The sequence below is a fragment of the Paenibacillus shenyangensis genome, from assembly GCF_000346635.1.
In the GTDB taxonomy this organism is placed as follows: Bacteria; Bacillota; Bacilli; order Paenibacillales; family Paenibacillaceae; genus Saccharibacillus; species Saccharibacillus dauci.
The window spans coordinates 70,192-95,895 of sequence record NZ_AOIG01000007.1; the positions used below are offsets into that span (position 1 = coordinate 70,192).

General features: G+C 46.9%; 20 protein-coding genes and 1 pseudogene. 15 read left to right on the plus strand and 6 right to left on the minus strand.

The window, feature by feature from the left end; translation table 11 throughout:
- Window positions 1–32 precede the first annotated feature (32 nt).
- From H065_RS0105850 to H065_RS0105880, 7 genes are all read left to right on the plus strand, one after another.
- Complete coding sequence (locus H065_RS0105850; RefSeq protein ID WP_051058693.1) at window positions 33–923, plus strand: transporter substrate-binding domain-containing protein; 891 nt, start codon at window positions 33–35, stop codon at window positions 921–923.
- Between the two features lie 48 nt (window positions 924–971).
- Window positions 972–1,742, plus strand: coding sequence for an amino acid ABC transporter permease (locus H065_RS0105855; protein ID WP_017812093.1), 771 nt, complete (start codon window positions 972–974; stop codon window positions 1,740–1,742).
- On the plus strand, window positions 1,739–2,449 hold the full coding sequence (locus H065_RS0105860) for an amino acid ABC transporter permease (protein WP_017812094.1): 711 nt from the start codon (window positions 1,739–1,741) through the stop codon (window positions 2,447–2,449). Before H065_RS0105855 ends, H065_RS0105860 begins: the two co-directional genes overlap by 4 nt.
- A complete protein-coding gene (locus H065_RS0105865) occupies window positions 2,446–3,198 on the plus strand; it encodes an amino acid ABC transporter ATP-binding protein (protein WP_017812095.1) in 753 nt (250 codons plus the stop codon). Before H065_RS0105860 ends, H065_RS0105865 begins: the two co-directional genes overlap by 4 nt.
- Before the next feature lie 103 nt (window positions 3,199–3,301).
- On the plus strand, window positions 3,302–4,372 hold the full coding sequence (locus tag H065_RS0105870) for an LLM class flavin-dependent oxidoreductase (RefSeq protein ID WP_017812096.1): 1,071 nt from the start codon (window positions 3,302–3,304) through the stop codon (window positions 4,370–4,372).
- 144 nt (window positions 4,373–4,516) lie between these two features.
- Entirely contained in the window at window positions 4,517–5,686 is a 1,170-nt protein-coding gene (locus H065_RS0105875; protein ID WP_017812097.1) for an amidohydrolase, read from the plus strand.
- Window positions 5,687–5,880: 194 nt separating this feature from the next.
- Window positions 5,881–7,122: an aminotransferase-like domain-containing protein gene (locus H065_RS0105880; RefSeq protein WP_017812098.1), complete on the plus strand. Its 1,242-nt coding sequence runs from the start codon at window positions 5,881–5,883 to the stop codon at window positions 7,120–7,122.
- Window positions 7,123–7,271: 149 nt separating this feature from the next.
- Here the strand turns inward: H065_RS0105880 and trhO are convergent, their stop codons facing one another.
- Window positions 7,272–8,165 carry an oxygen-dependent tRNA uridine(34) hydroxylase TrhO gene (trhO, locus tag H065_RS0105885; RefSeq protein ID WP_017812099.1) on the minus strand — a complete coding sequence of 298 codons (894 nt, stop codon included), beginning with the start codon at window positions 8,163–8,165 and terminating at the stop codon, window positions 7,272–7,274.
- Between the two features lie 198 nt (window positions 8,166–8,363).
- On the opposite strand from trhO, the gene murB reads away from it, so the two are divergent.
- Window positions 8,364–9,386 (plus strand): UDP-N-acetylmuramate dehydrogenase, encoded by a 1,023-nt coding sequence (gene murB / locus H065_RS0105890; protein WP_017812100.1) that lies wholly within the window; start codon window positions 8,364–8,366, stop codon window positions 9,384–9,386.
- A 242-nt stretch (window positions 9,387–9,628) separates the two neighbouring features.
- On the opposite strand, the gene rsgA is transcribed toward murB, so the two are convergent.
- On the minus strand, window positions 9,629–10,693 hold the full coding sequence (rsgA, locus tag H065_RS0105895) for a ribosome small subunit-dependent GTPase A (RefSeq protein ID WP_017812101.1): 1,065 nt from the start codon (window positions 10,691–10,693) through the stop codon (window positions 9,629–9,631).
- A gap of 446 nt (window positions 10,694–11,139) precedes the next feature.
- Between rsgA and H065_RS0105900 the strand changes: the two genes are divergently transcribed.
- A complete protein-coding gene (locus H065_RS0105900; protein WP_017812102.1) occupies window positions 11,140–13,494 on the plus strand; it encodes an AraC family transcriptional regulator in 2,355 nt (784 codons plus the stop codon).
- A gap of 206 nt (window positions 13,495–13,700) precedes the next feature.
- Here H065_RS0105900 and H065_RS0105905 read toward each other — a convergent pair whose 3' ends face one another.
- From H065_RS0105905 to H065_RS0105915, 3 genes are read right to left on the minus strand one after another with little or no spacing between them, the layout of a single operon-like run.
- Window positions 13,701–15,356, minus strand: coding sequence for a type 2 periplasmic-binding domain-containing protein (locus tag H065_RS0105905; RefSeq protein ID WP_017812103.1), 1,656 nt, complete (start codon window positions 15,354–15,356; stop codon window positions 13,701–13,703).
- Window positions 15,357–15,414: 58 nt separating this feature from the next.
- Window positions 15,415–16,326 (minus strand): carbohydrate ABC transporter permease, encoded by a 912-nt coding sequence (locus H065_RS0105910; protein ID WP_017812104.1) that lies wholly within the window; start codon window positions 16,324–16,326, stop codon window positions 15,415–15,417.
- A gap of 40 nt (window positions 16,327–16,366) precedes the next feature.
- Window positions 16,367–17,338, minus strand: a complete 972-nt coding sequence (locus tag H065_RS0105915; protein WP_017812105.1) for an ABC transporter permease — start codon at window positions 17,336–17,338, stop codon at window positions 16,367–16,369.
- Window positions 17,339–17,896: 558 nt separating this feature from the next.
- Here H065_RS0105915 and H065_RS25335 point away from each other — a divergent pair.
- From H065_RS25335 to H065_RS0105935, 4 genes are all read left to right on the plus strand, one after another.
- Complete coding sequence (locus H065_RS25335) at window positions 17,897–18,412, plus strand: general stress protein (protein WP_046228087.1); 516 nt, start codon at window positions 17,897–17,899, stop codon at window positions 18,410–18,412.
- A 135-nt stretch (window positions 18,413–18,547) separates the two neighbouring features.
- The gene (locus tag H065_RS27300; RefSeq protein WP_017812107.1) at window positions 18,548–19,759 is read left to right on the plus strand and encodes a YsnF/AvaK domain-containing protein; all 1,212 of its coding nucleotides are present in this window, start codon (window positions 18,548–18,550) and stop codon (window positions 19,757–19,759) included.
- 470 nt (window positions 19,760–20,229) lie between these two features.
- Complete coding sequence (locus H065_RS0105930) at window positions 20,230–21,153, plus strand: PLP-dependent cysteine synthase family protein (protein ID WP_017812108.1); 924 nt, start codon at window positions 20,230–20,232, stop codon at window positions 21,151–21,153.
- Between the two features lie 4 nt (window positions 21,154–21,157).
- Window positions 21,158–22,294 (plus strand): bifunctional cystathionine gamma-lyase/homocysteine desulfhydrase, encoded by a 1,137-nt coding sequence (locus H065_RS0105935; RefSeq protein WP_017812109.1) that lies wholly within the window; start codon window positions 21,158–21,160, stop codon window positions 22,292–22,294.
- Between the two features lie 106 nt (window positions 22,295–22,400).
- Here H065_RS0105935 and H065_RS0105940 read toward each other — a convergent pair whose 3' ends face one another.
- Entirely contained in the window at window positions 22,401–22,820 is a 420-nt protein-coding gene (locus H065_RS0105940; RefSeq protein ID WP_017812110.1) for a hypothetical protein, read from the minus strand.
- Window positions 22,821–23,041: 221 nt separating this feature from the next.
- Here H065_RS0105940 and H065_RS0105945 point away from each other — a divergent pair.
- Window positions 23,042–23,770, plus strand: a pseudogene (locus H065_RS0105945) (ABC transporter ATP-binding protein); the annotation flags it as partial.
- A 41-nt stretch (window positions 23,771–23,811) separates the two neighbouring features.
- A complete protein-coding gene (locus tag H065_RS0105950; protein WP_017812112.1) occupies window positions 23,812–25,326 on the plus strand; it encodes an ABC transporter permease/substrate-binding protein in 1,515 nt (504 codons plus the stop codon).
- Window positions 25,327–25,704: the final 378 nt, after the last annotated feature.

The window sequence follows — 25,704 nt, forward strand, 5'->3', positions numbered from 1 at the left end:
ATATACTATCATTTGGGATGGGTGGAGAATCTATGATCAATAGGCAAGCTATACGCAAATTATCACGCACTACGCTCTGGGTAGGAGCACTTATGCTGCTGTTATCGGGCTGCGCTTCTGTAAGCGAATCGAGCGGAGGCTCGGCTGGTAATACAGATGGAAATGCAGAAGCTGCTGCCAGTGGCAGTAATGTACGCAAGATCATCGTTGGTACAGGAACAGCGTTTCCCAACGTATGCTTTATCGATGAGAATGGCAAGCTTACCGGTTATGATGTGGAGCTGGTGCGGGAGATCGACAAGCGTCTGCCGGATGTGGAGTTTGAATTCAAAACGATGGAATTCTCCAATCTGCTGCTAAGTCTGGATACGAGCAAGATTGATTTTGTGGCTCATCAGATGGAGACTAACCCGGAACGCCAGCAAAAATATCTGTTCAATAAGGTTCCCTACAGCATTTTCCTGAACCGTGTCGCTGTCGCCAAAAACAATACAGCTATTCACGGATTGGATGATCTGGCTGGCAAAAAGGTAATGACCAGCGCGACAAGCAATGCTGCCTATCTGTTGAACCAATACAACAAAACCCATAATAATGCGATCCAGATAGTCTATACGAGTGGTGCAGCCAATGATACGGTACAGCAGATTGTATCCGGACGTGTCGATGCAACGATTACGACGGATTTTGCCAACCGCTTCAATACCGATGCGGATGGTCAAGTCGCTCTGAAAACAGTGGGTGAACCACTGAACGAGTCCAATGTGTACTTTGTATTCCGCAAGGATGAACAGCAGCTGGCGGACGAGATAGATCAGGCGGTCAGCGAGATCAAAGCAGATGGAACGCTTAAGCAGCTCAGCGAAAAATGGCTCGGTGATGACTTTACCAAAACGCTGGCAGAAGCCAAAGTCACCCAGTAATACAGAAATATTCATGTATCCTATTCTGACCAAGGAGGCGAGCACACTGTGAGCAGACGATTTGATATTCAATATGTATTTGAATTTATTCCGAAACTAATGGCCTATCTGAATATAACACTGCTCATCGTGGGCAGTTCGATTGTTCTGGGCCTGCTGATCGGACTGATTGTGGCACTGCCGAGACTGTATAACACTCCTGTACTGAAACGGCTCTCCCAGCTGTATGTTTCCTTTTTTCGGGGAACACCGATTCTGATTCAGCTGTTTCTCGTCTATTACGGGCTGCCTGAAGTGCTGGGCTGGATTCATATCGATGTCTCCCGGCTGGCCGTGTTGTACTTTGTAATTGCTACCTATGCGCTGAACAGCGGAGCATTCATCTCGGAGATGATCCGTGCCTCGGTAGCTGCTGTGGACAGAGGACAGATCGAAGCAGCACATTCGATCGGAATGAGCGGCTATCAGACCTTTACCCGGGTTATTGCACCACAGGCACTGGGAATCTCGATACCGCTGTTTGGTAATCTGGTAATCGGCAATCTCAAGGATACTTCACTGGCTTTTACACTGGGAGTGATGGAGATGACCGGTCGATCACAGACGCTTGGTACAGCTACCCAGCATTTTATCGAGACCTATATTGCGCTATCACTAATTTATTTTGTAATCAGCTTTGGATTGGAAAAGGGATTTCAGTGGATGGAGCGTTATGTGAACCGTTTTGACGGACATCGGAGCGAAAAGACGCTCAGAGCAAGCTGGCGCCGTCCGCTGCGGGCGGCTCCACTACTTGGCAAAGGAGGTAAAAGCGGATGAATCTGGACCCTTCATTTATCTGGACTGCAGGACTTAGCCTGCTGCAGGCACTGCCGGAGACGCTGTGGATTACGTTTGTCTCGGTAGCAGCCGGACTGGTCATTGGTACGGCAGTAGCATTGTGCCGGATGTACCATATTCCGGTGCTGTCCCAGCTCTCGGCAGGTTATGTGGCTTTTGTCCGGGGTACACCGATGCTCATGCATCTACTGTTGATTTATTTTGGATTGCCGGTGTTGATCGATGGGATCTCATCCGCAATGGGCTGGAGTTTTACATCTGCTTCGATTCCGCTGATCGGCTTTGTATGGATTGCCTTTTCGATAACGGCGGGAGCCTACATGTCCGAAGTCGTACGGGCAGGCATCCAGGCAGTAGACAAAGGACAGGTGGAGGCTGCGCAGTCTATCGGAATGACTACAATACAGACCCTGCGGCGAATCATTTTACCACAGGCACTGTCTGTCAGCCTGCCAAACCTGTCTAATTCTGTAATCGGCATGCTGCATGGATCAACTCTGGCATATACGATATCGGTTGTAGAAATTAATGCCCAGGCACAAATCGTTGCGGCAGACAACTGGAAATACTTTGAGGCCTATATAGCCGCAGCGATTCTGTTCTGGGTGCTAACGATCCTGATCGAACGGATCAGCGGATGGCTGGAGTACAGACTGAACGCCTATCAGCGAGGAGGCGCTTTATGATTCAACTTAGCGGATTATCCAAAACATTCGGTACCCAGCAGGTACTGAAAGAAATCGATCTGACGGTCGACAAGGGAGAAGTCGTCGTTATTCTTGGGCCGAGCGGTTCGGGCAAAACAACGATGCTGCGCTGCATCAATTATCTGGAACGTCCGGATGCCGGAGAAGTGAGGATCGGTCATCTTGCCGTTCAGGGAAAACATCCATCCCGCCGCGATATACATCAACTGCGCCAGCGTACTGCGATGGTATTTCAGCAGTACAATTTGTTCAAGCATCGGACAGCGCTGGAAAATGTAATGGAAGGATTGACAGTCGTGCAGCGAATTCCCCGCTCCGAAGCACGGGAGATCAGCGCACGTATGCTGGAAAAGGTAGGGCTCGGCAGCAAACTGGATCATTATCCAGGCCAACTATCGGGTGGTCAGCAGCAGCGGGTAGGTATAGCACGTGCACTGGCATTGAATCCGGAAGTGATTCTGTTCGATGAGCCTACCTCTGCCCTCGATCCGGAACTCGTTGGAGAAGTGTTGGAAGTGATCCGCAGGATAGCGCGTGAAGGAATTACGATGATTGTAGTCACCCATGAAATGGGCTTTGCCCGTGATGTGGCAAATCGTGTGGTCTTTATGGATGGAGGCGTTATCGTGGAAGAGGGACAGCCGGAAGAGATTTTTCAGCGTCCCCGGGAAGAGCGGACGCGCCAGTTTCTCCAGCGGATCATGCCTGAGCCCAATTATTCGATTTAATGTAATGGCTGTAAGGAAATCTCCGATTACGATTCTGCATTTGGACATAGACATATCTGCATGCAACAACACATACAGGGATAAAAATAAAGGAGGTCATGGGATGATACCTGTCGGAATATTGGATCAGACGCCCACATATGAACAGGAAGGTGCAGAAATTTCATTTCAGCGAACAGTAGAGCTGGCACAACTGGCAGAAAGGCTCGGTTATCGCCGATTCTGGGTGTCGGAGCATCATGATTCCTCGAATGTATCCGGTTCTTCACCGGAAGTGCTGATATCGTATTTGCTGGCACATACCCAAAAAATCAAGCTTGGTTCGGGAGGCGTAATGCTTCAGCATTATAGTCCCTACAAAGTAGCCGAGAACTTCAATGTTCTGGCGGCACTCGCTCCAGGCCGCGTCGAACTCGGGATTGGACGTGCACCAGGCGGTCTGCCCAGATCTACACGGGCTTTGCAGGGTGAAGCGGCTGCCTTGCAACCTCCGCTTGATGTGAAATTACAGGAACTGCGCCAGTATTTGTATCATCGTGTGCCTGTTGATCATCCGCTAGCCGGTATTCAGGCGAGCCCGCGTCCGCAGCAGCCCGCCGATCTGTTCGCGCTTGGAGCGAGTCCGGATAGCGCACAGCTGGCCGCACGTCTGGGTCTGCCTTATGTATTTTCCCTATTTATCAATAGTGATGAACAGGTTGCTCTGCAGGCACTGCATAGTTATCGGGAGAACTTTATTCCTTCCGAAGAACTGCGAGAGCCACATGCTATTCTGGCATTATCTGTTATTACTGCAGAGACCGAGCAGGAAGCTGACCAGCTAGCGGGTGAAAATCTGTCTGTCAAAATTCATCTGGAGAGCGGCCGTGTACTGACGGTTGCCACCATCGAACAGGCTGAAGAGTTTGGCAGACAGTCCCGGGAAAAATACCGAATCGAAGTCAAAGAAGCCAAAGTAGTAAAAGGCTCACCGTCATCGGTCTATAAGCAGCTCGCAGATATTCGTCTGCGTTATGGTGTCCAGGAATTTATTGTGCATACGGTGATCCGTGATTTTGCCAAACGTATTCGTTCTTTTGAACTGCTGCAGGAGGCATTTGTACAGTATGAATATGATAGTCCCGAAGCTGCCGCCGTTCTGAGTGGTTCATCTGTTCAGCAGCACCATTTATAACCCCTAACAGGGCATTAGGATAATAGAATGCATATAAATAATAGATGAATAGCATATAATGCCGTTGTTTGCCGTGAATGATTGGCACAGTGCTTGATTCGAGAATAGACAAAGAAAGCCAGACTAAAACAAAGGAGGCAGCTGATGGATTCAGTCACAGCACTACAGGAACAGCTGGTAGCCATACGCCGCCATCTGCATCGTTATCCGGAATTATCCGGTGAAGAGTGGGAGACTACCCGTTATATTCGTGAACAGCTGGAAGCGGCAGAGATTCGGAGTCTGCCTGCTGCCGGCCTGGCTACCGGTATTATCGCTGAAATTGGTCATTCCGGCCCGGTGATTGCCCTGCGGGCAGACATTGATGCACTGCCGGTACAGGAGCAGACCGATCTGCCATATGCATCTACGATTGCAGGGAAGATGCATGCCTGCGGGCATGACTTTCACAGTGCCGCTCTGCTTGGTGCCGCCTATTTGCTCAAAAAGAAGGAAGACATATTGCCCGGCAGAGTAAGACTTATTTTTCAACCAGCAGAAGAAAAAGCCAAGGGAGCGCGTCAGATTATCGATCATGGAGGGCTGGAAGATGTGCAGGTCATCTATGGACTGCATAACAAGCCCGATCTGCCAGTGGGCACCATCGGTATCAAAGACGGTCCGTTAATGGCAGCAGCAGATGGATTCCGTATTCGTATCCATGGTCAATCGACACATGCGGCAGTACCGGAGACGGGAATAGATCCAATTGTAGTCTCTGCTCATATTATTACTGCACTGCAGTCAATCATCAGCCGGAATATCAGCGCGCAGGAGAGTGCAGTGGTCAGTGTGACCCGGCTGCACAGTGGTCATACCTGGAATGTCATTCCCGAGCAGGCAGAGCTGGAAGGCACGATTCGTACTTTTGACGAATCGGTACGTCGCGAAGTTCTGGAACGGTTTAGCCGTATTATTGAGCATACAGCAGCAGCTTATGGAGCCAAAGCGGATATACAGATGCTCGCCGGACCACCGCCTGTTCATAATGACAAAGAGTGGACAGAGGCTGCCCGCCGTTCTGCCCGTCAGCTGGGTCTGAATGTTATTGTGCCAACCGTATCACCGGCAAGCGAAGATTTTTCCTTTTATCAACAGCAGGTTGCGGGTGTATTCCTGTTTGTGGGTACCTCGGGTCCGCAGGAATGGCATCATCCCGCTTTTGACGTGGATGAAGAGGCGCTCGGTCATACCGCTGCTTTACTGGCTGAGACCGCACAGTCTGCAATGCAGCAGTGGCATGAGACAGCTAGTACAGCGATTCCGGCAAAATAGCATTATTATGAGCACAACATTTCGCAACGAGCAGAAAAGATGGCAGCAAGCAAGCAGATACTCACCCGTGTAAAGAACTGTCTGATTCGTAAAGAGGTGCTGTATCCGTCATCATTGAAAAAGGTAGTTCTGGTAAATCAACGATGATAGAGACAGCATGCCTACAGATAGGTCTATCTAAAGGAGGTTCCGATATGAATACAGTTCAACAGGTGCCGGATCTGTCCCGTTTATCCAGTCGTATTCCGGCAGCGCCGTCTATTGGCAGTACGACGGTAAGCCAGCCGGATCATATCCATTTATCATTTGGTTTTGCAGCAGACTCTTTATTTCCACTAGAGGCATTGGAGCAGTCTGCCCTGCAGGCGATTCGTCAAGATGGAACACGTGCTCTGCAGTATTCGGGAGCACCGGGGCCTCGTTATATACTGGACTGGATTCAGCGCCGGGCCGCTTCTCATGGTATCCAAGTCGGGACAGCGCAAATACTGGTCACCAACGGTGCTACACAGGGAATAGCATTGGCCGCACAGCTGCTGCTGGAACCAGGGGATGAGGTATGGGTAGAAGCTCCGACTTTTTTCAGTGCTCTGCAGGCATTTCGCCTGTGCGGAGCTTCGATCCAGGCTTTCCCCATAGATGGAGACGGGGTGCAGGTAGACAAGCTAGAGCAAGCATTGATCGGAGCTGTTCGTGAAGGAAGAGCATTACCGAAGCTGTTCTATACAATGCCTGTCTACCATAACCCTGGCGGAGTGACGCTATCGCTTCTCCGAAGACAGCAGCTGGTGGATCTTGCTCGTAAATACAACTTTTATATTGTGGAAGATGATGCGTATGCCGAACTGAATTTTACTGGGCAGACCTATACTACTCTGTATGAGCTGGCACCGGAGCGTACGATTTATTTGAATACCTTTTCCAAGATTCTTGCTCCCGGTATTCGGTTGGGCTGGATGATTGCCCATCCGCTGCTGGTATCGAGGCTGCGCATTCTGATGCTGGGCAGCAGTACAGCCGTGTTTACCCAGGAGATTGTCGCTCATCTGCTGGATCAGCTTGATTTTGAACAGCATCGTGAGCAGTTGATTCGGCATTACCGGAGTCAGCGCGACAGTATGGTGGCAGCCATCCGCTCGGAGCTGGGAGATCAAGTGAGATTTGAACTGCCAGAGGGCGGATTTTTCCTATGGCTGACTTTTCCGGACAACGTAAATACAGCAGAAATGCAGCCTATCGCGGAGCAGCACGGAGTAAGTTATGTAGCCGGAAGTCACTTTTATCATGATCATAGCGGACACAGTCACCTGCGACTGTGCTTCAGTTATTGTACGGAAGAGCGCCTGGTAGAAGGCATCTCCCGTCTGGCAGCTGCTTATCGAGAATATCAGGAGGAGCAGCTGCATCAAGGTGTGGATATTCCTATAAGGTACTGATGACAGCTTGTGAACAGAAATAGTATGCAAAAAGAGGAACAAATTCCACCTGTTAACAGGGAGCTTGTTCCTCTTTGATATGCGTGCTTATTCGTTATTGTTTATAGCTTGTTCCTTAGGATCATCTATCAATCAAAAATATCACCTGATTACAGAGCGGTCGCTGTCTGTACCTGTTCACGGCAGGCATCAGAGCAGAAGTGCTCATGTTCGTCTTCACAGCTATCGCAGACGATATGCTGCAGATTGCAGACCGGACAGTTGATATAATGGTCGGTTGGCTCTTCACAGTGATAGCACTTACCTACGATTACATCTTCTTCGGTATGGTTGATCGGTACCGAGATGCGCTCGTCAAATACATAGCATTTGCCATCAAACAGACGGCCCTGTACTTCAGGGTCTTTGCTGTAAGTGACGATACCGCCATCCAATTGAGCCACATCATTAAAGCCTTCTTTCATCAGGAAGCCGGACAGCTTCTCACAGCGTACACCACCTGTGCAGTACGTGAGGATCTTTTTGTCCTTGTACTCGCTCAGGTTCTCGCGAATCCATTCCGGGAATTCACGGGAAGATTCGACACCCGGACGAATGGCACCGCGGAAATGACCGATATCGTACTCGTAGTCATTGCGTCCGTCGATAACAATAACATCTTCCTGCTGCAGCTGCTCGTAGAATTCTTTGGGCGAGAGATGCTTGCCGGTTAGTTCATTCGGATTGACATCGTCTTCGAGGCGGAAAGTGACTAGTTCCTTTTTGTGGCGTACAAACATTTTCTTGAAGGCATGACCTTCGGATTCATCAATTTTGAAGACCATATCGGCAAAACGGGCATCTGCACGCAGATCGTTCATGTACTGTTCGGTCTGCTCCCATGTACCGGAGAGTGTACCGTTAATACCTTCCGGAGCAATCAGAATGCGGCCTTTGATCCCGAGATCTTTGCAGTATTTTAAATGTTCGGCAGTTAGTGTCTCGGCATCATCAATATTGACAAATTTATAAAACAGTAAAATCCGGTAAGGATCGTTGGACATATTCATCACCTATTATCTTATTAAAATTATCGCAATTTAAAATTTTACGCCTCTTCACATCCTTAGTCAATGAATATGTATAAAAAGATGACGAAAATGAGAAAAATATTATTTTTTTATGCTTGGGTTTTCAGTAAATGCTATCTATAATAGATAAGATGTCAATTAATGAATGCCAGCGCAAGCAGAGGAGTTACGATGAATTTGAATACATTACATTTTGATAAGTTATGCAGCATGAATGCAAGTCTGGCTCCATATTCAACTTATGAAATTGGAGGGACAGCCAGACATCTGGCTGAGCCTGCGACCACCGAAGAGATTATCGCTCTGCTGGAAGGCAGTCAGCATAAAGGGCTGGATGTAAAATGGTTCGGTATGGGATCGAATATTCTGTTTCCGGATCAGCCGCAGGACGATACCCTTTTCCTATCGATGAAAAAACATGTAGAATTGAAATTCTCCGAAAGCAAGCTGTTCGTCTCGGCAGGTGTGCCGATGACCTGGTTGGCGCTGATCGGAGTCTATACGGGAATACAGGGCATGGAGTTTACGTACCTGCTGCCAGGCACAATGGGCGCAGGCATTTATATGAATGCCAAATATTTTAACCATGAGATCAGTGATTTGCTGGATAAAGTATATTACATCGATGCGCAGCATCCGGAGCGCGGTCTGCAGACCATTGGAGTTGCCGAGTGTAACTATGCTTACAAGCAATCCATTTTCCAGCAGAATCCATGGATTATTGTAGGCGCAGATCTGAATATTGGGGAGTATATGCTTCCGGATCAGCCTGCCTGGGAAGCGATTATGCGTGAGATGGTAAAAGCGAGCACGGCTTCTTCCAGTCTGCCGCAGTATTTCCAGTATTACCGAAACTGGATTCCGCGTCTGGAGGAACAGGGGTACAAGGTTCCGGACATGTTCGGAATCGTGATCGAAGATCGTGGAGGCAAGCGGCATTTTGATTATGCCTGCTGTGGATCGGTCTTCAAAAATAATTATGACTTTGGTCAGCCCACTGGTAAGCTGGTTGATCAGCTCGGTCTGCGTGGCACGATCCATGGACAGGCACGCATCTCGCCATATCACGGCAACTTCATACAGAATATCGGCGGAGCCACAGCCTCGGATATTCTGTATCTGATCCAGATGGTGCAGGATTCGATCAACAACCGGTTTGGTTTTGTGCCGGAGCCGGAAGTTGTGATTTTGTAATAGTGAGCAAGGAGTCCATAGAATCTGCCATGTAAAAATACAAAGTAAATGTAACAGTAAAAAATGCTGCTTACACATTACCTGTAAATGCATAACCATGTAATATGGATTTCATTATAAAAAGCCGCTGACCGGGTTGAAAGGGTCAGCGGCTTTTTAGTTATTTATTTTGGAGTTGCTTATTTTTGGAATTGTTGATTTTATAAGTGCTCTAGCCGTCTTAATACCGACTGCGGCAGAGATTATACTTTTTTCTTTGGTTTGGCACGATGCTGCTTACTGATTGCTTTCCATTGCTGCTTATCTTGACGCATCAGCAGGATATTGTTTTTGCGTTCATTATAAGCCAGCTCTTTACGCAGCTTTTCCCAGTTGGCATAATGCTTGCGGGCAAGCGTTCCATTTTCGAGAGCATCCTGTACAGCGCAGTCAGGTTCGTTATGATGAGAACAGTCCCCGAATCGGCAATGCTGGGCGATCTCCTCAATATCCTGGAACGTCTCTTCCAAACCTGCTGCAGCATTACCAATTCCGAGTGCTCGCATGCCCGGTGTATCAATCACAATAACCCCGCTTGGCAGCAGATGCATCTCCCGGTGGGTCGTAGTATGTCTGCCGCGTGCATCATCTTCACGAATTCCGCTGGTCTTCATACGCTCTTCACCAGCCAGTGCATTCACAAGAGAAGACTTACCGACACCGGATGAACCGAGCAGCACAATCGTCTCTCCCGGTGAGAGCAAGCTGCGTAGTTCATCCAGTCCGGTACCACTAATACTGTCTACCGCAAATACCGGGACCCCAAAGGCTGCGGCATTCAGCTGATCCATATAGTAGGACAGCTTGTCGGACAAATCGGCTTTGGTCAGTACAATCACCGGAGTGGCGCCGCTATTCCAGGCGACGGTCAGATAGCGCTCCAGACGATTAATATTGAAGTCGTCATTGGCTGAATTAACGAGAAAGCAGTAATCAAAATTGGCAGCGACGACCTGAGGCGGCATATCCGGGTCAGGATCATCGCGCAGGAAGATACTTTTGCGTTCCAGTACAGCATGGATAAGGGAAGTATCTGACGGATGACTCTCTAGCGCGACAAAGTCGCCGATCGCTGGCCAGTCGGTACGCATGGCATCTCGGAATGAGGAAGACTTAGTCTTGGCTAAATGTTCACCGTCAGTCGAGACGACACGCATCACATGTTTGAATACAGCCGTGACACGGCCAGGAATAAGCTGTTCGGGCAGCTCCAATGCTGCGAATTGTGCAGCAAAAAAATCATTATATCCATATTCTTTTGAATTCAATGTAAGTTAGCTCCTTTAGTATACGGGAGCTCATGATTTGTTATCCGCTCACTACTCCCGATTTGAAGTTGGTCATATACGGCTTGTGGCTGCGAAAAAACTGATAAGTCACCATAATTCATCATCCTTTCTATTCGGGATTTCCCATTCAGTATAGCAGATATGGGAGAAAAAGGAACCCATACTTATTTTGGGAGATGTAAACACGATGTAAAGCAAAGGTGATCAAAAAGAACTATATTTGTAATAAATATGAAGTTAAGCCTTTTCAGATAACGAAAATAAGCTACAATTGATGTATTCCTGCCTGGTATATCGATATTTTGTAAATCAGGGGTCACTTTATTATTTTCCATTCCGCCATTTCTGTGTTGTAACGAGTTCCATCATTCACTCATGTCCAGAGCGACATGTGTATAAGGCTGGTGCAGCCGAGGAGGAGACGGATGAAATTAAAACATAAAGGCTCACGTTTACTGCGAAGTTATGTAGTTTCCTACCTGTTAATCTTTTGGATTCCCCTCATTATAATTACGGTGCTGATTTACCATAGTGCAGTTAACAGCCTGCGCAGTGAAATTGAGCAATCAAATGTTAATCAGTTGAATCATGTACGCTCAACGATTGATGGACGAATGACAGAGCTACGCGATATTGCTATTCGTATGAGCTATGATAATAATCTGACACCGTATATGGTCAAACATCCTTACTACAGCAGCGAAGCGATCAAGACACTGGATCGTTACCGGGCGAACAGCTCGATTATTGATGATCTGTTTTTGTATTTTCATGATGATTCGGTTATTTACTCTTCACAGGGGCTAAGTAATCTGAATGTTGTCTTTGACAAAACGTATAAATTCGATGGCTGGAGTACAGACGCTATCCAGCGCGATCTGAACAAAATTCGTTATCCGATGACGCGTCCTGCCGAACAGGTGAATGTGAATTCGCGTCCTTCTTCGATGCTGGTACATATGGTGCCGATCAAGCCGACGGATGCGTATCCTTATGCAACGGTCGTTTATTTGATTGATGAATCCCGGCTGACGGGGATGATGGATTCTATTCTGAGCGATTTCAAAGGAAATAGTTATATTTTTGATAATCATGGTCAGGTGCTGACATCCAACAATCATGATCAGGCTGTTCATGCCAATGAGCTGGGTACACTGGCGGGTCTTACACCGGGTATTCATAATATGGAATTGAATGGTAAGCAGCAGTCTGTGGTTGCCGTACATTCGGAGGAGAATGGCTGGACTTATATTACAACGATGCCGAGCGATCAGTTCTTCAGCCGGATTTTCCATGTACAGACACTGATTGTGCTGATATTTGCGATGATTGCTCTGGCAGGTATACCGGTGGCACTATTGCTGGCGAGACGTCAGTATGGTCCGCTGCGTGACTTGGTGGAATTTGCCCAATCCAATGACAAAGATTCATCTATTCAGCCATTGGTATCGGCTTCGCATAACGAATGGGCCTGGATTCGGCAGACGCTGCATGATTACCGGGATCGGATGGATCTGCAGGAGCCGTATGTACGTCATCAATGCCTGCTCATGCTGATGAAACACGGACAGCCCGAGGATACGGAGACACTGCGGCTTATTGATACGCTGGGTCTGCGCGCAGATGGACAGCATTACTTTGTCATGATTATCTCGGGAGAGTCGCTTGTGAACGATACCGTATCCCATTCGTCGGAGCAGCATCCCAATGTAGAGCTGCTGGATGAGATGCTCAGTCCGTATCCAAGCCTGCCCGAGATTCTGGCTGAAGTAGAATTGGATGAGCTGCAGGCACATGTCTATGGCGTAGAGTACTCATCAAGCAACCGGTTGGCGCTGGCTGTGTGCTGGAAGCCTGGAGATGTTCAAGATGGTAATGCACGGATGACTGACATTGTCGAAGCAGTGCGCAGAATCGTATATGATCATTATCATGCGATGCCGACTGTAGGTGTCGGTACAAGCTATGCTCAGCTGACCGAGATCAATCAGTCCTTTATTGAGGCTGCGACAGCAATGGAGTACCGGGTAATCAGCGAGCAGGCGAGTGTAACGTACTTCTGTCAGCTGCATGAAGAGACAGGCAGCAGTGACAGTGAGCAGTACTGGATCAGTCCGGAATCGCTGCTCAAGCTGACCCAGAGTCTGAAGCAGGGCAATATACAAGTCGCTTCGCATATGATCCATAGTATTACTGCAAATGTGCATGATCGTTCGCTGGCATTGCCTCTGATGCGCTGTATATTATTCGATTTGCTGAATACGGTGCTGCGTGCAGCTTCGGAAGCTGGTCTGCTGAACAGTCTGCGTGATATGCCGCAATTATCGGGCTTTGAGACCGCAGAGGAGCTGGAACATCGTCTGCAGCAGCTGGCGGTGCGGATCTGTGAGTGTGCCGAGCACAAGCAGGAGACGGAACAGGTCTCCATGATGGATCAGGTCGTCATTTATGTAAATGAACATTATTGCGATTATGCACTTAGTCTGGAAGGACTGGCACAGCAATTCTCAATCTCCAGTTCGTACCTTAGTCGTACATTCAAGGAGAAGACCGGACAGACATTCTCCCAGTATATCTGGCAGCTGCGCCGAGATGAGGTTATTCGTCAGATTACCCATACCGCTGATCCGCTCAAGGATATTATTGTGCGTGTCGGATATCTGGATACCGCCAACTTTATTCGCAAATTCAAAAAAGAAATGGGATGTACGCCAGGACAGTATCGCAAACTTCATTCTGAAGAAGATAGTAGCATCGACCGTGCGGATTCCATTTCCTGATCCAACTATATATGAATACGTTTACATTTTGATGGGATACACAAATAGACAATAAATAAACCGCCCTGGTATCATCAGGGCGGTTTATTTGATCGTATTGTGAGAGTAGTATGCTGCACTATAATATTGCCATTTTGGATGTAATATTTAATATCCGTGCTAGATAATAATGAAATAAAGCGAAGTGGTAAATCAAAAGAGTAGGTTTAGCTTGATTTCCAGCGATCGTATGCTGTCTGGTAAATCTCGATCATGCGATCACTGCCCATTTGCTTGACGGTAGCCAGATAGTTGTCCCAGCCGCTCAGAGGTTCCTGACCGGTAACAAACTTTGCTTCCATCTGCTGTACATACGTATCCATATCAGAGCGCAGACTGGAGATCTCGGCCTGTTCTTCCGGTGTCAGATACAGAATCGGGAATGGAGGCTGTGGATCGTATGCCAGAATTTTCTCTTCATTTTGCTTATCTACCCATACATCGAATTCTTCTTTTAGTCCTTTTTGCAGATCGGGACTCAGTAGGGTAGGAGCAGGCGTACCATAGTTCGGTGTAAGTGTACCGCGATAATCTTCGCGGCTATTGAATTTGTCGGGAAGAGGCAGCCACTTTTTGGTATGATCTTCGGCATTTACTGTTTTATACATCAGACCTTCCGGTCCTTTGTCAAACAGCATGGCTCCTTCATAACTGTACATATAATCTACCCAGCGGATCGAGGCTTCCGGTGCCGGATTGCTTTCGGTAATAGCAAATGAACCTGTAGATAATCCTGGATGAATAGCAACTGCCGGTTTGTCTACACTATCGCTCTTCACAGGGACGAACATTGGATCATTGGTTGTTGGTTCCCCGCCATGGGTAAAGTAGGCATGCCAGTCCTGGAACAATCCGACCTGATTATTGGCGCCTTTGGCTTTTTTCTGTTCGGGAGTCTGGGAGAATGTCTCGTGATCCAGCAGATTTTCTTTCCACAGACGGTTCATATACGTCAGGAATTCACGATAACCGTCTTCCGTACGGGCAAAGTGTACTTTACCGTTGGCATCGTTATAGATATCTTCGCCATAGATTCCCCATGCGCCCAGCAACCATGAACGGATATCGTCCAATTTGACCGAAACTAACGGAATTTCGTCTTTTTTGCCATTACCGTTTGGATCTTCATCACGGAAGCGAACCAGCAGGTCATACAGCTCTTCCGTCGTTTTTGGAAGTTTGTTGTGATCGATTTTCAGTGCATCCAGGAACTCGCCGTTATACCACATCGGGCTGCGATACCAGATACTCTGCTGATTGATTACCGGCAGGGAATAAATATGACCATCCGGTGTCGTGATCGATTTGCGGATTTCCGGGTTTTCGTCCAGGATTTTCTTCAGGTTGGGTGCATAATTGTCAATCAGGCCTTCCAGCGGCAGCAGAATACCCTGGCTTCCATAGTTGACTTCATCTGCTTGTGTTAAGGAAGACGCGTAGAAAATATCGGGATATTCACCACTGGCAAATGTCAGATTCTTTTTGGTCTCAAAACTTTCAAGTGGAGGATTATCGAACTGGAAAGAGATGCCGCTCTTTTTTTCCATTTCCTGAAAAGCAGGCATGTTTGCCCACTTTTGTACTCCTACATCAGGTCCCATCATTCGGAGCGTTACTTTTTCTTTGACAATCGGGAAGCCTTCTTTATTCACCTTGGCTGCGGATTCCTGACTGCCTGCCTTGGGTTCGGCAGAGTCCGAACAGCCTGCCAGCAGCGAAGCCCCGAGTACAAATGACAATACCAGCGCCGCTGCTTTGGGTGCTCTGAAGCGGGTCACTCCAGACTTTGACGCTTGGGAACGAGAAGATGTGGAATGAGTCATAATAATCCTCCTTTGAATTTGTAGATAGAATATATCTAGTCTTGCAGATTAGAAGCAATCAGCCTTTGACAGAACCAATCATGACGCCTTGTACAAAATAACGCTGCAAAAACGGATAGATGGCAATAATCGGCAGTGTGGAGATAATGATAACAGCATACTTCAGCAGAGCAGCTACGTCGGCCCGGGCATTCATCGCCATTGCCGTTTCGCCGCTGGTAGCGGTACCAATTCCACTGCTGTTCATTTCCTGCAGAACGAGAATCTGCCGCAGTACCATTTGCAGAGGATATTTGGCTTCATCATTCAGGTAGACCAGTGCATTGAAATAGCTGTTCCAGTGACCTACTCCGTAGAACAAAGCCATAACGGCGATAATTGGAGAGGAGAGTGGAATAACAATTTTCCAGAACAACCGCAGATTGGTACAGCCATCGATATGTGCTGCTTCCTGCAGTTCCTTGGGAAGCGTAGACTGGAAAAAAGTCCGCGCAACGATGATATTCCATACCGAAGCAGCTCCCGGCAGAATAAGCGCCCACATCGAATTGATTAATCCCAGTTCTTTGACCAGCAGGTAAGTCGGAATCAGACCGCCGCCAAAGAACATCGTAACCAGAAACATCCCCATAAAGAATCCGCGTCCTACGAAATCGGAACGACTGAGTGCATATGCTGCCGGGATCGTAACGAGCAGATTCACCAGCGTACCTACTACCGTGTATAGAATCGTATTGGCATAACCGCGCCAGATGGCCTGGTTCTCGAATACACGCTGGTATCCTTCAAAAGTAATGCCTTTGGGCAGCAGCCACATTTCACCGGAATTGACATAGGTAGGTGAACTGATCGATGCGCTGACAATGTATACCAATGGATACAATACACAGAGTAGAGCAATAGCCAGAAACAGATACGTGAATAGCAGGAAAATGCGGTCTGCTTTGCTTTCCTTGATAACAGCAGCCATGGTGAAATGCCTCCTTTATTCGGACATCAATGCCTCATCATTACCAGAGGCTGTTTTCACTTGTTTTCCGTGCGATCTGATTGACAGCGATCAGCAGAATAGCATTAATCACCGAGTTGAATAAACCCACTGCGGTAGAGAAGCTGTATTGTACATTCAGTAAACCTGTTCGATACACAAAAGTGTCAATAACATCGGATGAGCTCATATTCAGCGGATTTTGCAGCAGTAATATTTTCTCGAAACCGACACCGAGAATGCTGCCCACATTGAGGATCAGCAAAATGGTAATCGTCGGAATAATCGTTGGAATATTAATATGGATAATCCTGCGCCAGCGGCTCGCTCCATCCATTATTGCAGCTTCATGCAGCTGTGGATCAACCGCGGACAAGGCAGCCAGGTAAATAATTGTTCCCCAGCCTGTACTTTGCCATACGCCGGATAATACATACATCGTCTTAAACCATGCCGGGTCGGTCAAAAAGTTAGGCGCTGTAAAGCCAAGCCATTCAATAATATTGATAATGATACCGGTAGACGGAGACAGGAATGTGACGATAATACCGGCCATGACAACAACCGAGATGAAATGGGGAGCATAAGTTACGGTCTGAACTGTTCGTTTGAACCATCCATTTTTGATCTCGTTAAAAGCCAGCGCCAACAGAATGGGCAGCGGGAAACCTACGATCAGTTGGTAAAGGGAAATCGTCAGTGTATTACGAATCAGATCCCAGAAATAATAAGAGTTAAAAAAACGGATAAAATGATCGAATCCTACCCACGGACTCTCTGTAATACCTCGGGCAGGCATAAAGTTTTTGAAAGCAATCTGAATGCCGTACATCGGTCCATAATGAAAAATAAGGAAGTAGAGGAAGGCTGGAGCAATCAGCAGGTAAAGCTCCCAGTTACGCGAGATTCTTTTTCGTAGACTGTGTCGGCTGCTGCGTGCCGACGAATTGGAGACTCCATCGATCTTAACGGTATCTGCCATGGGTTTTGGCATTCTATTCCTCCTTTCTGGATTAAAAAGCATGAACAGGAATGCAGTGCATAAGAATTAGGTTTATACGTTGATTGAGATGTCCCCAGTGTAAAAAACGGTTAAGCAATCGTAAATATGTAGAATGTGCAATAGCTCTGTGCGTATGAAAGAGCACCAAAAATACGCAGACTTGCATCGAGACCGCCAGATAGTCCATTAGAAACATACGAAGCCATCCCTGTCTGGCAATATGTGAAATATGATGTCATATCAAGCTTATTCTATTCGTTCAGTATAGCCCATCTTAATAATGAAAACCCTTACATAATGAGGATTTTTAGATAATACAAAGAACATGTTAGTTGTATACGTTTACACATGTTAGCTAAAAGGAAGGAATTATAAAAGGATCTACTTTATATTTTAAAAAATTAAAAATGAATAGAAGTCCCTTTCTAATAGCATTCTGGTAGGGATAACAATGACATATCGGTGAAGGATTTGAGGATGTCCGTTTAGCGGACCCTGTTTTGCGTCTAATAGAGAGTGGAGACAATAAATCGAATGAAGGTGAGCCTGATGAGTGACTATCATAATAAAGTGATGGAAAAAATCGTGGGCGTCTTCAGGAATGAACCACAGGCAGTCCAGACGATCCGTGAATTGAAAGCTGCGGGATTTGAAGAAAGAGATATCTCTGTACTGTCCAAAAATCCGGAAGACGCCAAAGCGATTGAGCGAGAGACCGGTGTCGATATTGAATATGAAAAAGAATCCAGTATGTCCGAGACGACTATTTTTGGCGGACTTGCAGGTATGGTGGCAGGGATCGGTACATTCGCTATTCCTGGTGTAGGTCCTATCCTGGCAGCCGGTCCGATTGTCGGTATGTTCACTGGTGCTTTATTCGGTGCAGGGGCTGGTGGATTGATTGGTGCATTAATAGGATATGGAATTTCGGAAGAGGAAGCTAACCACTACAATGATCAATTGGAGGAAGGTAACATCCTCGTTCTGGTCGCTGAAGCAACAGGGCGCACAGAAGAGATATACCGTGTATTCCGCGCCAATCATGCTGCAAACCTGTTTGACTGAAAATTATCACAAAAATGGAATTGGAAAACTTAACCTGTTTCGATTTACATCAGCTGGTTAAAAATAGAACAGGTTGAACGTAACATGTAAGAATCCAGAACAACTATTTATCTACTACCAAGGAGGATGAAATTTATGTTGAACAACCAAAACAATGAAAACAACCGTAATATGGACCTGAACAATGAGACTCGTAAAATCGTAGGTGTCTTTTCAAATGAGAGTGAAGCAAGTAATGCGATCCAGCAGTTGAAAGATGCAGGCTTCTCTACAGATGATATCTCCGTAGTCAGCAAAAATCGTAAAGACGTTAAACATATAAGTGAGGAAACAGGTACAAAGGCTCCTGAGGGTCTGGCTACTGGAGCAGCTACAGGCGGCGTGGTCGGCGGTGTAGCCGGATTGCTCGCTGGTCTGGGTCTTGCAGCTATTCCAGTATTCGGACCGATCATGGCAGCTGGTCCAATCGCCGTAACATTGGCAGGTGCAGCAGCGGGTGCAGGTGCAGGTGGTCTTGTAGGCGGTCTGATTGGTCTGGGTATTCCAGAAGATGAAGCTCGTGAATACGAAACTAACGTAAATGAAGGTAACATTCTGGTTATGGTAGACAGCGCAGCAGGCAACCGCTCCCGCATCTATGATATCTTCCGTGCCAACAATGCAACCAACAGTCGTTACTATGATAACGATACAACGATTCCGGATAACAGAGCTGCAGATACAACAGCATCTACTACTGTAAACGGTGCGCCAGGAACATCCGCTACTGCTGCAACAGCAGCTAATATGGACGGCGTGTTCGATTCCGGTGAAGACGAGCAGAATCTGCGTCTTCGCGAAGAACGCCTGGATGTAAGCAAAAATGAAGTTCGTACAGGCGAAGTAGAAATCCGTAAAGAAGTAGTAGAAGAGCAAAAAACAATCAATGTTCCGGTTAATCACGAGGAAGTTGTGATTGAACGCCGAGCAATTAATAATGAAGTAACGAATGAGCCAGTAGGCCAAAGCGAGCAAATCCGTATTCCTGTAAGTGAAGAGCAGGTGCATGTAGACAAGCACAACGTTGTAACTGGCGAAGTGGAAGTTCACAAACGCACTGTTCAGGACACAGAGCAAGTACAGGATACTGTAAAACGTGAAGAAGCTCGCATCAACCAGACGGGTCAGCCGATTGTAAGTGGTGACCAGACAACACGTACTACTGCTGGAACAACAGGCGTAACAGGTACAACTGGTGCAGCAGGTACTACAGGTCGTGTAGATAATACACACGATGAGTCTCTTAAAGAGCGCGGTAAAGATATGATTCAGGATGGCAAAGATGCGATCAACCGCATGAAACGATAATTCAATATACGGAATAGTTGTTTTAAATCTATTCAAGCAAGGTATCTATTACTGATCTGATATCGGATTTTTCCCGGAATTCAATGCAGAAATAGTATAGAACCCCATATCCCGCTGAGCTAATGTTCAGCGGGATATTTGCGTGTATAACGTTCAAAGTGTACAGAATAAAATAAAAAAAGCTGTATATTCCAGTGGATTTCTACAATAGAATACTCTCTACTGTTGCCAGGATTTTATCTTAATGGAATGCTATTATTGGTCTGTTCTCGTTCTTAATTCAAAAAGCAAAGAAACCCTTTGACGCTTTTGATAAACGGCAGTATACTCAAATTATCGTTTATATACAATTCCTATGAGTTTAATAGGATATAGTTATAAGTATGGACTGCATAGGCATATACATCATAGATACCATTACTTTTTTAATTTATTGACCACTGGTCTAAAAGAGGAGCAGGAGCCTGAATATGACTTTATACAATAATACAATGGAGCTGATTGGCAACACGCCGCTCGTAGAGATTAATGCGTATTCTCTGACTCGCGGTATTCGGTTATTCGCCAAACTTGAATTTATGAATCCGGGTGGCAGTGTCAAAGACCGGGTAGGACGGGCACTTGTCAAAGAAGCTTTGGAAAGCGGCAAGCTGAGACGCGGCGGTACGCTGGTCGAAGCAACAGCAGGCAATGCAGGAATCGGTCTTGCAATGGCAGCTATTCATGAAGGGATTCGTGTTGTTTTTGCGGTACCCGAGAAGTTCAGTATCGAGAAGCAAATCTTGATGAAAGCTCTGGGTGCAGAAATTGTGCATACGCCGACATCCCTTGGAATGCGTGGAGCAATAGAAAAAGCCAAAGAACTGGAACAGCAGATTCCGGATGCCTACTGTCCTGGACAATTCAGCAATCCCGCCAATCCGCAAGCTTACTACGAAACAATGGGACCCGAGATATGGCGAGATCTTAACGGTAAAGTGGATATATTCGTAGCAGGTGCAGGGTCTGGGGGTACCTTTATGGGAACTTCCCGCTATTTGAAAGAACAAAATCCAGAGCTCAAAACCGTTATCGTAGAGCCGGAAGGTTCTATCCTGAACGGTGGTCCTTCAGGTTCGCACAAAACGGAAGGGATCGGTATGGAGATGATTCCCGACTTTATCGACAAATCGTATTTTAATGCGATTCACACGATCAGTGATGAGGATGCATTCAACCGGGTGAGCGAACTGGCCCGATTGGAAGGGCTGTTAATTGGAAGTTCTGCCGGTTCGGCACTGCATGCAGCATTGCTCGAAGCAGAGCATGCTCCTGACGGAGCGCATATCGTTACCATTTTCCCGGACAGCAGTGAACGTTATCTGAGTAAGCACATTTACGAAGGAGGTATTTGATCTTATGAAACGCAAAACAAAATTAATCCACGGCGGTATTCCCGGCGATCCCCATACTGGTGCGGTAAGCGTACCTGTGTATCAGGTCAGCACCTACAAGCAGGAAAGTATCGGTGTTCATCAGGGCTATGAATATTCACGTACCGGTAATCCTACTCGTTATGCCCTGGAAGAGCTAATCAAAGATCTGGAAGAAGGCGAACGCGGTTTTGCTTTTGGGTCAGGAATGGCAGCGATTCATGCGGTGTTCACTCTGTTCAACAGCGGAGATCATGTGCTGCTCACCGATGATGTATATGGTGGTACCTACCGTATTTTCACCAAGGTACTAAGCCGTCTGGGCCTGGAATCGACGTTTGTGGATACTACGGATGCCGAAGCAGTACGGGCAGCCATCCAGCCGAATACACGCGCTATCTATATTGAGACACCGACCAATCCACTACTCAAAGTAACCGATATTCGCGCAATGGCAGATATTGCTCATGAACATGAATTGCTGGTCATTGTAGATAATACCTTTGCAACGCCGTATTGGCAAAATCCATTGACACTGGGTGCGGATATTGTACTGCATTCAGCGACCAAGTATCTTGGCGGACACAGCGATCTGGTCGCTGGTCTTGCTGTCGTAAACAGTGCCAAGCTGGCAGACGAGCTGCATTTTATCCAAAATGCAGTAGGAGCTATTCTTGGTCCACAAGATTCCTGGCTGCTGATTCGAGGTATCAAAACATTAGGTCTGCGGATGGAAGCAATTGAACGCAATGCCCGGGAAATTGTGAAGTTCCTGGTGCAGCATGAAAAAGTAAATAAAGTACATTATCCTGGGTTGGAGCAGCATCCTCAGCATGAGCTGGCTTCGCGCCAAACCGAAGGTTATGGCGGTATCATTTCCTTTGATGTAGGCAGTAATGAAGCAGCCGAATTGCTCCTTAGCAAATTGCATTACTTTACACTGGCAGAGAGTCTGGGTGCTGTAGAGAGTCTGATCTCTGTACCGGCGCGTATGACCCATGCTTCGATTCCGGAAGAACGCCGCGCCGAGCTGGGAATAACCCCTGGACTGGTACGCATATCGATCGGTATCGAAGATGTGGAAGATCTGATCGAGGATCTTAGAGCAGCATTGGAAAATTAATAATATAGTAACAAATAGTAAAAAGAGTCCACTTCTATCTGAGTATTCAGAAGAAGTGGACTCTTTAACTTTTAAAAGGATTGAATTAAAAAATCAGTTTGGCAAATTATAAATAACTTAAGGTGAATGTACCGTTACTACCACCTGTACTCGAAGTTACACTAACAGAATAATTTCCTACCAGGCTGTTATTGCTGACACGGAATGTATATGGGCTGCTACCGCTATAGGCTTGGTTAGCAACGACACTGCCAGTGTTGAGATCAGTTACTTTAAGATTGAACGTAGCATAGCGGGCAGGACTGACAGTAACGGCAAGTTCTCCACGCATAGGTACAACAACCGCATTACCGCCAACTGGATATGGACCCGACACTGCATTGATCGAAATAGAATCCTGTGAAGAGACGGCTGGGTTGTTTACTGTAACATCAGGTGATACAGAACTAGCGAAACCAGTAGGTGCTGCAGTGAGTGTGACAGCTAGTGACAGAGCGGACAATACTGCGATGTTTCGAATTTTCATAATTATGTCTCCTTTATGTTATATTTACAACCAGTTCTATATTAACATTTAATCCCATATAATTACAATAAAAGGTATTAAATTCATTAAATTTACAAATTATCTGGAGTTGAATTGTACGCAATACATCTATCATTTCTACTTTATCCTTCACTGGGTAAGTCACTTACAGGTTGGGTAATAGCAAAGTAGCAGATAACAACGATTCAGGAGGTTGATGAATGATTACTTTTGAGCAGGTATCCAAGCGATATGAAGATGGTACGACAGCTGTGCAGCCGCTGGATCTTCATATTGAAAAAGGTGAATTTTTTGTGCTCGTTGGACCGAGTGGATGCGGCAAGACGACCACTCTTAAAATGATTAACCGGTTGATTGAACCAACCCAAGGCAGTATTTATGTAAATGGAACCGATCACAACACGATTCAAGTACATAAGCTTCGTCAACAAATTGGCTATGTTCTTCAGCAGATTGCATTATTTCCCCATATGACGGTTGAAGAAAATATTGCCGTTACGCCTGAGCTGCTGCACTGGGAAAGGGATAAAACGTCCAAGCGTATCGATGAGCTACTGCATATGGTAGGCATGGACCCGGCGGTTTTCCGTAGTCGCCGTCCGGATGAGTTGTCTGGTGGACAGCAGCAGCGGATCGGCGTAATCCGTGCACTAGCAGCAGATCCACCGGTTATTCTGATGGATGAACCGTTCAGTGCACTGGATCCAATCGCGCGGGAACGTCTGCAAAATGACCTGCTCGAACTGCAGCAGACAATTCGCAAGACAATTGTATTTGTTACCCATGATATTCAGGAAGCGATCAAGCTGGGAGACCGGATTGCCGTAATGGATGGAGGGGCTATTGTACAGATTGATACACCTGAGCAGCTGTTGCAGCATCCTGCCAATTCTTTTGTGGAACAGTTTTTTCAGTCGGTGCGCCAGAACAGTATGCCAGCATACCCGACTTCCGGAAATGAGAGACCACTATGAATAATATTATGAATGTATTTCAAGAACGTCAGGATCAGCTCTGGCAGGCACTCACCGAGCATCTGGTAATTTCGTTTACCTCGCTACTGATTGCGCTGATTATTGCTATTCCACTGGGTATTTTTATAGCCCGTCATCTGAAAATATCCGAAGGCGTGCTGGGTGTAGCTGCTGTACTGCAGACGATTCCATCTCTTGCCCTGCTAGGACTTCTGATTCCGCTGCTGGGCATTGGTACTGTGCCAGCTGTTGTCGCTATCGTGATCTATGCGCTGCTGCCGATACTGCGCAATACATATACCGGTATTCGCAAAGTCGATCCTTCTTTGCTTGAAGCGGCTGATGCGATGGGGATGACTCGAAGCCGCCGACTGTTCAAAGTCGAGCTGCCATTGGCAATGCCGGTTATTATGGCAGGTATTCGTACAGCAATGGTGCTTATTATCGGTACAACCACGCTGGCTGCACTGATCGGGGCGGGCGGATTAGGCGATATTATTTTGCTGGGAATTGATCGGAATGATACAGCATTGATCATACTGGGAGCTGTGCCCGCGGCACTCCTGGCAATTGTATTCGATCTGCTGCTGCGGATTATTGAGAAGACCTCATTCCGCCGTTCGATCTGGCTGATGTCAGCAGCTGTCGTCATTATTCTCGGATTTACGATTGTACCGCTGTTCAATCAATCCCAAAAAGATCTGGTGATCGCCGGCAAATTGGGTGCGGAACCCGAGATTCTGATCAATATGTATCAGGAATTGATCGAGCAGAATACAAATCTGACGGTCGAGCTGAAGCCTGGTCTTGGCAAGACATCCTTCCTGTTTAATGCGTTAAAAGGCGGCGATGTAGACATTTATCCGGAATTTACGGGTACTGCCATCTCGGAGTTCCTGCATGAAGATGCTGTCAGTACGGACAGTGCACAGGTCTATGAACAAGCGCAAAAAGGAATGCAGCAGCAGTTTGCTATGCAGATGCTGCCACCAATGAAGTATAACAATACTTATGCACTTGCTGTACCGGAAGCGTATGCCGAGCAGCATAATCTCAAGACGATCTCTGATCTCCGTAAAGTAGCATCCCAGATCAAAGTCGGATTCACCCGCGAATTTGCCGATCGTAACGATGGATATGTCGGTCTGGCGAAGCTTTACGGGTTCAAATTTGATAATCTGACTACCATGGAACCGAAACTGCGCTATAGTGCGATTCAGTCAGGAGATATCCAGTTGATCGATGCGTATTCCACAGACAGTGAGCTTGCCCAGTACAAGCTGCGCGTCTTGGAAGACGACAAAGGACTGTTCCCGCCTTATCAGGGAGCTCCGCTGATGCGCGCAGATACGTCGGCAGAGTATCCTGAAGTGACCGAAGCCCTAAACCAGCTATCCGGCCAAATCACAGATGATGAGATGCGCCAGATGAATTACCAGGTCAATGTCGAAGGCAAACCTGCTGCCGAAGTCGCACGTACCTACTTGCAACAAAAAGGATTATTAAAATAACGTTTCTCCTATATCTATTTGCTCACTCCCTATGCATAATTTGGCAGAGCAGAGCAGAGCAGAGCAGAGCAGAGCAGAGCAGAGCAGAGCAGAGCAGAGCAGAGCAGCAAAAAACCGGCGTTCTCCCACCAATCAGGGCGAACAGCCGGTTTTTCTTTGTTATCCTACCTCCACAAGCACTGAAAATGTCTCCACGCACGAAGCGCAGGCAAGGGAATAGGGCAAAGGACGACCTTTAAGCCTGGAGATCCCCATTACTTCCGCATAATAAAGGATCTCCAGGCTTAACCGGAGGACGCACCCTATCCCTTGCCGAAGTGTTCTCTGCTAAACCCCTCCATTTTCAGCCCTCCCTACCACACGATAAAATTTAATTTG

Coding starts and splice junctions, on each gene's coding strand:
- H065_RS0105850 (WP_051058693.1), top strand. CDS start 33: ATGATCAATAGGCAAGCTATACGCAAATTATCACGCACTACGCTCTGG.
- H065_RS0105860 (WP_017812094.1), top strand. CDS start 1,739: ATGAATCTGGACCCTTCATTTATCTGGACTGCAGGACTTAGCCTGCTG.
- H065_RS0105865 (WP_017812095.1), top strand. CDS start 2,446: ATGATTCAACTTAGCGGATTATCCAAAACATTCGGTACCCAGCAGGTA.
- H065_RS0105870 (WP_017812096.1), top strand. CDS start 3,302: ATGATACCTGTCGGAATATTGGATCAGACGCCCACATATGAACAGGAA.
- H065_RS0105875 (WP_017812097.1), top strand. CDS start 4,517: ATGGATTCAGTCACAGCACTACAGGAACAGCTGGTAGCCATACGCCGC.
- H065_RS0105880 (WP_017812098.1), top strand. CDS start 5,881: ATGAATACAGTTCAACAGGTGCCGGATCTGTCCCGTTTATCCAGTCGT.
- trhO (WP_017812099.1), bottom strand. CDS start 8,165: ATGTCCAACGATCCTTACCGGATTTTACTGTTTTATAAATTTGTCAAT.
- murB (WP_017812100.1), top strand. CDS start 8,364: ATGAATTTGAATACATTACATTTTGATAAGTTATGCAGCATGAATGCA.
- H065_RS0105900 (WP_017812102.1), top strand. CDS start 11,140: ATGAAATTAAAACATAAAGGCTCACGTTTACTGCGAAGTTATGTAGTT.
- H065_RS0105905 (WP_017812103.1), bottom strand. CDS start 15,356: ATGACTCATTCCACATCTTCTCGTTCCCAAGCGTCAAAGTCTGGAGTG.
- H065_RS0105910 (WP_017812104.1), bottom strand. CDS start 16,326: ATGGCTGCTGTTATCAAGGAAAGCAAAGCAGACCGCATTTTCCTGCTA.
- H065_RS0105915 (WP_017812105.1), bottom strand. CDS start 17,338: ATGCCAAAACCCATGGCAGATACCGTTAAGATCGATGGAGTCTCCAAT.
- H065_RS25335 (WP_046228087.1), top strand. CDS start 17,897: ATGAGTGACTATCATAATAAAGTGATGGAAAAAATCGTGGGCGTCTTC.
- H065_RS27300 (WP_017812107.1), top strand. CDS start 18,548: ATGTTGAACAACCAAAACAATGAAAACAACCGTAATATGGACCTGAAC.
- H065_RS0105930 (WP_017812108.1), top strand. CDS start 20,230: ATGACTTTATACAATAATACAATGGAGCTGATTGGCAACACGCCGCTC.
- H065_RS0105935 (WP_017812109.1), top strand. CDS start 21,158: ATGAAACGCAAAACAAAATTAATCCACGGCGGTATTCCCGGCGATCCC.
- H065_RS0105940 (WP_017812110.1), bottom strand. CDS start 22,820: ATGAAAATTCGAAACATCGCAGTATTGTCCGCTCTGTCACTAGCTGTC.
- H065_RS0105950 (WP_017812112.1), top strand. CDS start 23,812: ATGAATAATATTATGAATGTATTTCAAGAACGTCAGGATCAGCTCTGG.